This window comes from Reyranella sp. (genome assembly GCF_050185545.1).
GTDB lineage: Bacteria > Pseudomonadota > Alphaproteobacteria > Reyranellales > Reyranellaceae > Reyranella.
The window spans coordinates 21,763-30,506 of record NZ_JBFWZI010000057.1; the positions used below are offsets into that span (position 1 = coordinate 21,763).

Here is an 8,744-nt window from a genome sequence, read left to right on the forward strand (position 1 = left end):
GTGACTCCCCCCGTGACTCCGCCCGTCACGCCCCCCGTGGCGCCGCCGGTCGCGGCGCCGGTGCCGACCAGCATGCCGGCGCTCGTTTCCTTCAAGCTCAAGTTTATCCGCAAGGAGGAGCGCAAGACCGTCGAGCTGGTCTACAACCGCACCGAGGCGGTGCAGCGGACCTACGCACCGCAGGGCTTCATCGGCCTAATGCTCGGCGAGATCGACGACCTCAGCAAACACTTCGTCGAGGTCGATCTCGACGATCCGTTCTTCCGCGCCTTCGAGGTGACGGTCGACGCGCCGGTCGACTATGCGCGCATCGGCCTCAATGCCATACAGGTCGCCGTCGATTACGGCGACCCTGCCGATCCGGCGACCTTGCGCCATAAGGACCTGACCTTCGACCGCAACTCGCCGACACGCGCGACCTTCTCGACCTTCATGAGCCCGGCGCTCGATGTCGCCTATCGCGCCAGCAAGCAGTTCCACTTCGATTCGGAGCAAGGCTCCGGCTGGCAGGGCGAGAAGCTCAGCTACGAGATCCCGGCGGCCGCCACGATCGATCGCACGCTGATGGTGACGCCCCACGAGCATCTGGGCTTCCTCGAGGTGCAGATCATCGCCAACAGGATCGATCCGGAGATGGTCGAGCGCATCCAGGTCGATCTCGCCTTCGACGACCCTTCCGGCTGGAAGGCACGCAAGACCCTGACCGTGCGGCCGGGCAATGCGCCGCAATTCTGGAAGGTGCGCACGTCCTCGCCCGAGGCGCGCGATTTCACCTACCGTCTCACGCATCATCTCAAGGACGGCAACCCGCCGATCGTCGACGAGCCGGTGACGACCAACGCCAACGCGGTGCCGATAGACGATCCGTTCCCCAACGCGCTCGATCTCGACCTGATTCCGATGTGGGATCCGGCGCTGGTGCGCAGCGTGTTCGTCGACGTCACCTACGCCGACGCGACCAACGGGGTGGAGCGCACCGAGCGCGTCCAGTTCGCCGGCGCGGACCGCGACCCCAAGCAGCTGCGCATCACCATCCGCGACCGCAAGGCGCGGCAGTTCACCTGGAAGGCATTGTTCGTCAAGACCGACAACGGCCGCTTCGAACGCCCGGCGACGACCACGACCAACACGCTGGTCGAGCTCTTGATGTGACGCCACGGGCCGCGCTCGATCGCGCTCTGGCTGCGCTCGAGCGCGAGGCGCCGCAGCCGGTGGGGCGCGGCCGGCGAGCCCTCGAGCGCGCGCTCGGCTGGACGGCGCGCACCCGGTGGCCGGAGGTCGCCTGGCAGTTCAGCCCGCTCGCCGATGGCGTGCCGGTCGAGCTGGTGTGGCGACCGGGACGGCCGGGCCTCTTCTGGACCGCCGAGCCCGCGGCGCCGGAATGGTCCGGCGCGCGCTGCCTCACGCGTGCGCTCGCGCTGTTGCGCTCGATCGACGGTGGCCTTCCCTGCGGCCTGCGTTCGGCCGCGCGCGACGTGCTGGCGCACGTCGATGAGCCGTGGCCGGTGTGGGCGGCAGGCCGCCACGATGCCAGGGGCGATGCCAGCAAGCTCTACGTCCTCTGCCGCCGCGTGCCGCCCGGCGCCGAGCGTGCGGCGCCTCTGCTGCGGGCTGACGACCGGCCGATGATGCTGGGCCTCGCCCACGACGGCGGCCGCGAGTTCTACTGGGCCCGCCCAACGCGGATCGCCGGCGACCTCTGGCGTCTCTGCGCCGATCGAGAGATCGAGCCGCTCGCGCGAGCCCTCGATGCCGCCCTCGCCGACTGGACCGGCGGCGGCTTCGACGACGAGAGCGGCAGCCGCTTGGGTCTCAGCCTGGCCCTCGATGCCGCGAGCAGGGTCATCGCGCTCGCCGTCTTCATGCGTGTCTCCGCCGCCGGCGGCGCGGACTGCGTCCGCCGCCGCCTCCTGGCATGCGGCGGCGATGCGAACCCGGCGCTGGCGCAGCTCTGGGCCGACGGCCATCTCCGCCCGCTGCTCCTCACGCTCGGCGCGACCCGTGCCGGCACGGCGACGGCCATCGGCCTCAGGATCGTCTAGATTCTGCGGATGGCTACGATTTGGGCGCGGATTCTGCGTCGTAGCTCGCAGGAAACCGGGGCGGTTCGTTGCGCGATGCCGCATCGTTTGCAATGGCTTGGAGCAAGAGCTTCTTTGACGTTGCACGCGTCGCGCCGCTGTTGGCGGGCGCGTAGTCACGAGATCCCGCTGGCCGAGGTCGTGCTGCCGCCGCCCGAGCCGCCGCCGGTCGACTTGAAGCCGCCACAGGACAAGCCCAAGCTGGTGGAGAGGCCGAAGCCGCTGCAGCCGAGGCCGAAGGCCATCGCTGCCGCGCCGCAGCCCGCGCCGGAACAGACGCCGCGCGCCGCCGCGCCGGCTGCCGGCGCCACGCCCGAGCCGCGCTCGGCATCGCCGCCGACCTGGAAGGGCCTGCTGCGCCGAGGCCCGGCGCAGCAGGCAGGAGGGCATCACCTACGTCTTCTTCACCATGAGCCGCGACGGCCGCGTGCTCGCCGCGCGTATCACCCGCGGCCCCGGCGTGGCCAGTCTCGACCAGGAAGGGCTGGCGTTGCTGGCACGCGCCCAGCCGCTGCCACCGCTGCCGTCCGATCAGCCAGGCGAGAGCCTCGACCACGTCGTGCCCATCCAGTTCTTCCTGAGGAAGTGAAGCGCCCGAGGCTACTTGCCGGGGCGGTGCTTCAGGCGCTGGACGACGGTCGAAATCACCACCGCTGCCGCGATGACTCCGGCACCGCGCCACAGCCAGTGCACGTCGTGCCGGTCGATGGCGACGAAGGCGCTGCCCCAGAACGCCACGGTGCCAATCACGGCCGCGCCCGCCTCGATGGAGAGCAGACCGCCCTCGGCAAAGATGACATTCCACCAGAGATAGGGAACACCGAGGATCGATCCCGCGACCGAGGTGGCGATAACGAGGAGGACATTGAAGACGGTCATAGACTTGCCGGGGATCTTCAGGGTGGGTGCGGAGGCATCATACTTGCGGCGAGCCGTCCGGTGGCGGCGCCGGAGTGTCGCGCTTGGCAGTTCGAGTGCAATCTGGCCACGATATCGAGCCCGCTGCCTTGCCGGTAGCGTTGTAATGTGAGTTCGAGGCAGACCCGCGACGGGGTGGAAGATGAAGGACAGTGATCGCAAGGACCATGCCGGGGCGGCCGCCCGGGCCTTCGCGCAGCGGCGTATCGGCAAGCGGGAATTCCTGCGCCGGCTCGCGCTCGGCGGGGTCGGGCTCTCGAGCTTTGCCCTGGCCACGCTGGGCGGGAACCGGCCGTTCTTTTCCGGCAGCCTGACGCGGCAGGCGCTGGCCAACACGCCCGCGTCACCCGAACTGCTCAGGTGGCTCGAGGATGTCGGCCGGAAGTTCAGGGGCACGAAAATCCGCTTCGTCTCCGAGCCGACGCCGCCCACGCTGGTCGCCCGGAGGCTGGCCCGGTACGAGTTCACGGCGCGCACCGGCATCGAGGTCGAGATCGAGGTCGCACCGCTCGAGCAGGTGCTGCACAAGGTGAGCGTCGACGTGAAAGATCGGGCGGGCGCCTACGATCTCTACTACCTCGACCAGTCGTGGACGCCGCTGTTCCTCGGCGACACGCTCGATCCGCGTGCTCTCTACGAGCGCAGTAAGGACATGGCCCTGCCGGCATTCGACTGGGCGGACTTCCCCGAGCCGGTCATGCGGGGCATTGCGACCTACCGGGACACGCTGGTCGGGGTCCCCTTCGACATCCCGATCTTCATCCTGATGTATCGCAAGGATCTGTTCGACAAGCACCGCCTCAAGGTGCCGACGACCATGGCCGAGTACATGGCTGCCGCGAAGACGCTCGATGCGGCCGAGCGCGGCAACGGCATTCGCGGCACCACCGGCCAACTCAAGGCCGGCCACTATTCGCTCAACTGCGACTGGACCGCCTGGCTGTGGGCGCACGGCGGCTCGGTGTTCAGCAACGACGGCGCCTTCTCCGGCGGCGACGAGGACGGCCTGAAGGGGCTCGCCTACATGCTCGAGCTGGCGAAGCACATGCCGGCCGAGGCGAAGGACTGGACGTGGGACGGCGAATGGCAATCGCTGGCGCGCGGCCACGCGGCGATGGCGCTCTCGTGGGGCGAGTTCTTTCCCGGCTTCGACGGCAAGGATTCCAAGGTGGTCGGTCTGATGCAGGCCGCCCGTCCGCCGACCGAGGCCAAGCTGCGCACGCCCGACGCGGCCGGCTTCTCGGAGGTTCCTCATATCGGCCACCAGGGCGGCTCCTCCGTCGGACTGTCGAAATACTCGCGCAATCCCGACGCCGCCTGGATCTTCCTGCAATGGCTGTGCTGCAAGGACGTGGCGGCACGTTCGGCCGTCCTCGGCAGCGGCGGCGCGGTGGTGCGCGCCTCGACCTACAAGGACCCGCGCGTCCTCGCCGCCGCCAAGGTCGGGCCGGGCACGACACGCCACTTCCCGGCCACCGAGTGGACCATCGGGAACGCCATGGGAACCGAACCCAAGCTGGCCGCCTGGGCCGACATCTCGAGCAACCTCATTCCCGTCGAGCTGGGCAAACTGCTCGCCGGCGAGCATGCCGGCCCGGAGCAATGCATGGCGGCCATCAAGGAGAAGGTCGACAAGGCGGTCGCACCCTTCCGCAAGCCCTGAGTCCGCACATCTGAAAGACCCTGAGGGGAGGCGGTTACCTCGACGATTCCGCCGAATCGTGCCAAACTTTGCCTTGTTTTGAAGATACCGATCGAGCGCACGGATCGACCGCCTGGGGGCCCTCGCCACCAAGTGCGTACGCCGTAGGCAACCGTCGCCGCTTGAGCATTCACGAACGGGCCAGCGATCCTTTCACGAACCGGCCAGCATTCCATTCCCGAACAGGCCACGATCCTTCCGGAGGTGTCGTCGATGTCCACAGCCACCAAGAAAGCCCGTCGCTCGTCGGTGCTGACCGATGCGGTCATGCGTCAGGCCGAACAGGCGCGGGAGGAAAAGAAGACTGAGACCGTCGCCGCCGAGGAGAAGTTCCCCAAGATCAAGGAGAACCCCTTCTTCCAGCTCGTCTTCGCCGAGGGCCGGCCGGAGGACAAGCGCAGTGCCATCGCCAAGGCGCGCACCTTCAGCGGCACCAAGGAGGAGATGCGCCAGCGCGAGAAGGCCTACGAGGAGTTCAAGGAATACCTGTCCTACCAGCGCGAGCTGATGTCGAGCCAGATCATCGCCCTGCAGGACAACGAGACCTTTGGCCTGCTGCAGACCGTGTATGGCGGCTTCACCGACCGGCTGCGCGACTTCGACAAGAAGATCGAGCCGCTCACCCGCGTGCTCACCTCGCTGTTCAACCTGCGCACCAACAACGTCTCGTTCGACGCCATCGACCAGATCGAGCGCGACCGCGCCCACGAACGCGAGATCCAGGACAAGCTCGCGGCCAACGCCGAGCGCCTCAAGGGCATCGAGACCCAGCTCACGCGGCTTGCCGACGACATCTCCTACCAGCGCACCCAGAAGGGCCTGTTCGGCTTCGGCGACATCAAGGCTTCGGCGAAGATGCAGATCGACAAGAACGAACGCGAGATCGAGCGGCTGCGCGCCGACGCCAAGGCGATCGGCGAGGAACGGACCAGCCTCGAGGCCGAGCGCGAGGCGGCGAAAACCGCCAACGAGAAGCTGGCGCCATTCGCCAGCGAGATCGCCGATCTGCGCCAGCTGCTCGATCTCAGCTCCGACGAGCACAAGAAGCGCCAGGAAGAGCTGATGAAGGCCGCGCTCGACTTCATCTCGACCTCGGTGAGCAGCGTCGACAAGGTGCGCAGCCACATGGGCAAGCTCGAGACCCAGATCTTCAACCTGCGCGACGCCAACACCTCCATGCGCAGCATCTACACCATCATGGACGGTGCCGAGGGCGAGGCCGATACGGCCAACCGCAAGCTGCTCGACGAGGTGCAGTCGGCGCCGGAGACCGACGACGCGCTCGAGAAGATGCGGCGCGAGAACCGGCGCCAGGAGCTCGAGGAGTACATCGCCGAGCTGGTGACCTCGAAGAACGACACCACCGAGACGCTGTCGGACCTGACCTCGCAGTCGATCCGCATCACCGCCATCAAGGACAATGCCGACCGCCAGAGCGAGAAGGCGCGCAAGCTGCGCACCGGCGGCATCAGCGGCGTCGCCGACCGGCTGTCGGCCGTGATGACCTCGGTCTCGCATGCCGCGCTCGGCGAGGCGTCGGCGATGGCCGAGGACGTGCTCTTGAAGATGCGGCAGAACACCAACGTGATCGCCCAGCAGCAGGTCATCCAAAACGCCACCGGGCTCAAGGACGAGCAGACGGCGCTGGAGAGGGCCGCGGCCGAGCTCGAGGAATGGGGCCAGGTGGTCAAGACCGCCACCGACATCACCCGCAGCACGGTCGACGAGATGCGTATCGGCGCGGAGGAGCTCAAGACCAGGATCGCCGACCTCGCCGACGACATCCAGAAGCACACCGGCGCCAAGGTCGTCGCGCCGTCGGAGGATGGGGCGGCGGGCGCGGCGGACTCCGCCGCTCCGCTGGTCAAGCCGGTATCGCTCTGACCCCGGCCCGCGCGAGGCGTCCCCATGGTGAATCAGTACCTGATCTCCGGCTCGGAGATGCTGGCGGCGCGTCCCGGCTTCAAGCTGGTCGGCCGCGACGAGGCGCTCCGGCGCCTGACCTCGATCCTGATCCGCAGCAACGCCAACTCGGTGCTGCTGTACGGGCCGGGCGGTGTCGGCTGCAGCTCGCTGGTGCACGGCCTGCAGGCGCTCAAGGCCGAGCCCAACGCGCCCTTCGACATCGTGCGCAAGCGCTTCTTCTGGGTCGATATCGACTGCCTGTTCTCGCTGCAGGACGACAGCCAGATCAGCACCGAGTTCGCCAGCATCCTGGCCCGCATGGCGCGCACGCCCGATTCGGTGCTGGTGCTGGCCGACGCCAAGGTGTTCATCGAGGCGGCGCGCAACACCGGCAACACGCATTTCATCAATGCGCTGGTGCTGGCGATCAAGCAGGGGGTGACGCAGGTCATCCTGGAAGGGCGCGACGACGACCTGGAGCTGATCTTCCGCTGCCATCCGCACGTGCAGGAAGCCTTCACCATCATGGAGCTGGCCGAGCCCGACGCGGAATCGCTGAAGGCCATGGTGCAGTTCGGCGCCGGGCGGCTGACCGGCGATCACGGCATCCGCATCGCCGGCGAGGCCGTCGATGCCGCCATCGAGCTCACCAACAACTACCGCGCCGACAACGCCGGCATGGATCGCGCCCAGCCGGAGCGCAGCGTCAGTCTGCTCGATCGCGCGCTGGCGAGCTACCGGCTGGAAGCGCACGAGCGGCCGCCACACATCGCCGGGCTGCAGGCGAAGGCCGCTTCGGCGAAAGGCGAGGAAGCCAAGGCGCTGGCCGGGGAGATCCAGCGCGCCCAGCAGGAGTGGGAGCAGGCGCAGGCGGAACTGCGCACCGCCAACCGTCGCCAGCGCGAGGGCGAGGAGGAGCTGGCGAAGATCGACTGGGAGATCGGCGATCTCGGCAAGCGCGAGTCCGAGCAGCGCGCGGCATCCCCGGCCGCTGCCGCGCCCCAGCGCACCTCGTTCAACCTGATGGCCAGCAAGGGCGGCTTCGTTTCGCCCGAGATGCAGGCGCTCGAAGGCAAGCGCGCCGCGTTGTCGAAAATCGTCGAGGAGGCCAAGGCGGCCTTTGCCCACAACGCCAAAGCGATCAACGACCGCCTGCAGCTCGGCCGCGACCAGGTGCTGACCGAGTTCAGCCAGATCACTGGCATTCCGGCGAGCCGGCTGAACGAGGACGAGCGCGTGAAGCTCCTGCGGCTGGAGGACGAGCTGAACGAGTCGATTTTCGACCAGACGGCGGCGATCGCCAAGATCGCCAACGGCATCAAGGTGGCCAAGCGGGGCCGACGCAATCGCAGCGCGCCCGTCGCCTTCATGTGCCTGGGCCCGTCAGGCGTCGGCAAGACCGAGACGTGGAAGCAGGTGGCGCGGCTTCTCGGCCTCGACCTGCTGCGCTTCGACATGAGCGAGTACATGGAGAAGCACGCGGTCGCCAAGCTGATCGGCGCGCCGCCGGGCTACGAGGGCTTCGATGCCGGCGGCATCCTGACCAACAGCATGCGCAAGAACCCGCGCCGGGTCTGCCTGTTCGACGAGATCGAGAAGGGCCATCCCGGCGTGTTCGACGTCTTCATGCAGGTGCTGTCGGACGGTCGCCTGACCGACAGCCTGGGCCGCACGGTGGATTTCTCCAATGCCTATATCGGCTTCACCACCAACATCGGCCAGGCGCATTTCCTCGACACGACGCTGTCGGACGAGCAGGCCGAGGCGCTGGCCGTCGAGGAGCTGAAGAAGAGCTATCGCTCGGAGTTCCTCAATCGCTTCGCCGGGCGGCAGAACATTCTCTGCTACAAGCGGCTCGGCGTCGGCGCGATCGAGAAGATTGTCGCCCGCGAGATCAGGTCGATCAACGAGAACTACGGCGGGCAGGGGATCACCGTCAACGTGACACCGCAGGACGTCAAGGCGTTCTGCCAGTCCAAATACGATCCGACCAGCGGGGCGCGCGGGCTGCCGGGCTACCTGCAGGCCAACCTCGAGCCGATCATCGTCAACAGCCTGCTCGAGCATCCCGAGCGGCGCGGGGTGGTCAATTTCCGCTACGACGCCGGAGTCGGCGACTTCGTCGCCGATTTCGAGCT

General features: G+C 67.8%; 8 protein-coding genes. 6 read left to right on the forward strand and 2 right to left on the reverse strand.

The genetic code is table 11. From position 1 onward, the window contains the following. Positions 1-1,152: hypothetical protein (locus AB7O82_RS17230; protein WP_428619845.1), on the forward strand; the 1,152-nt coding region annotated here is incomplete at its 5' end. Next, positions 1,149-2,042, forward strand: coding sequence for a hypothetical protein (locus AB7O82_RS17235; protein ID WP_428542293.1), 894 nt, complete (start codon positions 1,149-1,151; stop codon positions 2,040-2,042). The genes AB7O82_RS17230 and AB7O82_RS17235, both read left to right, overlap by 4 nt. Positions 2,043-2,197: 155 nt before the next feature. Here the strand turns inward: AB7O82_RS17235 and AB7O82_RS17240 are convergent, their stop codons facing one another. Then, positions 2,198-2,392 (reverse strand): hypothetical protein, encoded by a 195-nt coding sequence (locus AB7O82_RS17240; RefSeq protein WP_428542296.1) that lies wholly within the window; start codon positions 2,390-2,392, stop codon positions 2,198-2,200. Between AB7O82_RS17240 and AB7O82_RS17245 the strand changes: the two genes are divergently transcribed. After that, positions 2,380-2,670 carry an energy transducer TonB gene (locus AB7O82_RS17245; protein ID WP_428542314.1) on the forward strand — a complete coding sequence of 97 codons (291 nt, stop codon included), beginning with the start codon at positions 2,380-2,382 and terminating at the stop codon, positions 2,668-2,670. The two genes, AB7O82_RS17240 and AB7O82_RS17245, sit on opposite strands and share 13 nt — an antisense overlap. A gap of 11 nt (positions 2,671-2,681) precedes the next feature. Here the strand turns inward: AB7O82_RS17245 and AB7O82_RS17250 are convergent, their stop codons facing one another. Further along, complete coding sequence (locus tag AB7O82_RS17250) at positions 2,682-2,960, reverse strand: hypothetical protein (RefSeq protein ID WP_428542299.1); 279 nt, start codon at positions 2,958-2,960, stop codon at positions 2,682-2,684. A 181-nt stretch (positions 2,961-3,141) separates the two neighbouring features. On the opposite strand from AB7O82_RS17250, the gene AB7O82_RS17255 reads away from it, so the two are divergent. From AB7O82_RS17255 to AB7O82_RS17265, 3 genes are all read left to right on the forward strand, one after another. Then, entirely contained in the window at positions 3,142-4,662 is a 1,521-nt protein-coding gene (locus AB7O82_RS17255; protein ID WP_428542302.1) for an extracellular solute-binding protein, read from the forward strand. Positions 4,663-4,914: 252 nt separating this feature from the next. Continuing rightward, positions 4,915-6,585, forward strand: coding sequence for a hypothetical protein (locus tag AB7O82_RS17260; protein ID WP_428542305.1), 1,671 nt, complete (start codon positions 4,915-4,917; stop codon positions 6,583-6,585). Between the two features lie 24 nt (positions 6,586-6,609). Beyond that, on the forward strand, positions 6,610-8,744 hold a 2,135-nt coding region (locus AB7O82_RS17265), incomplete at its 3' end, for an AAA family ATPase (protein ID WP_428619846.1).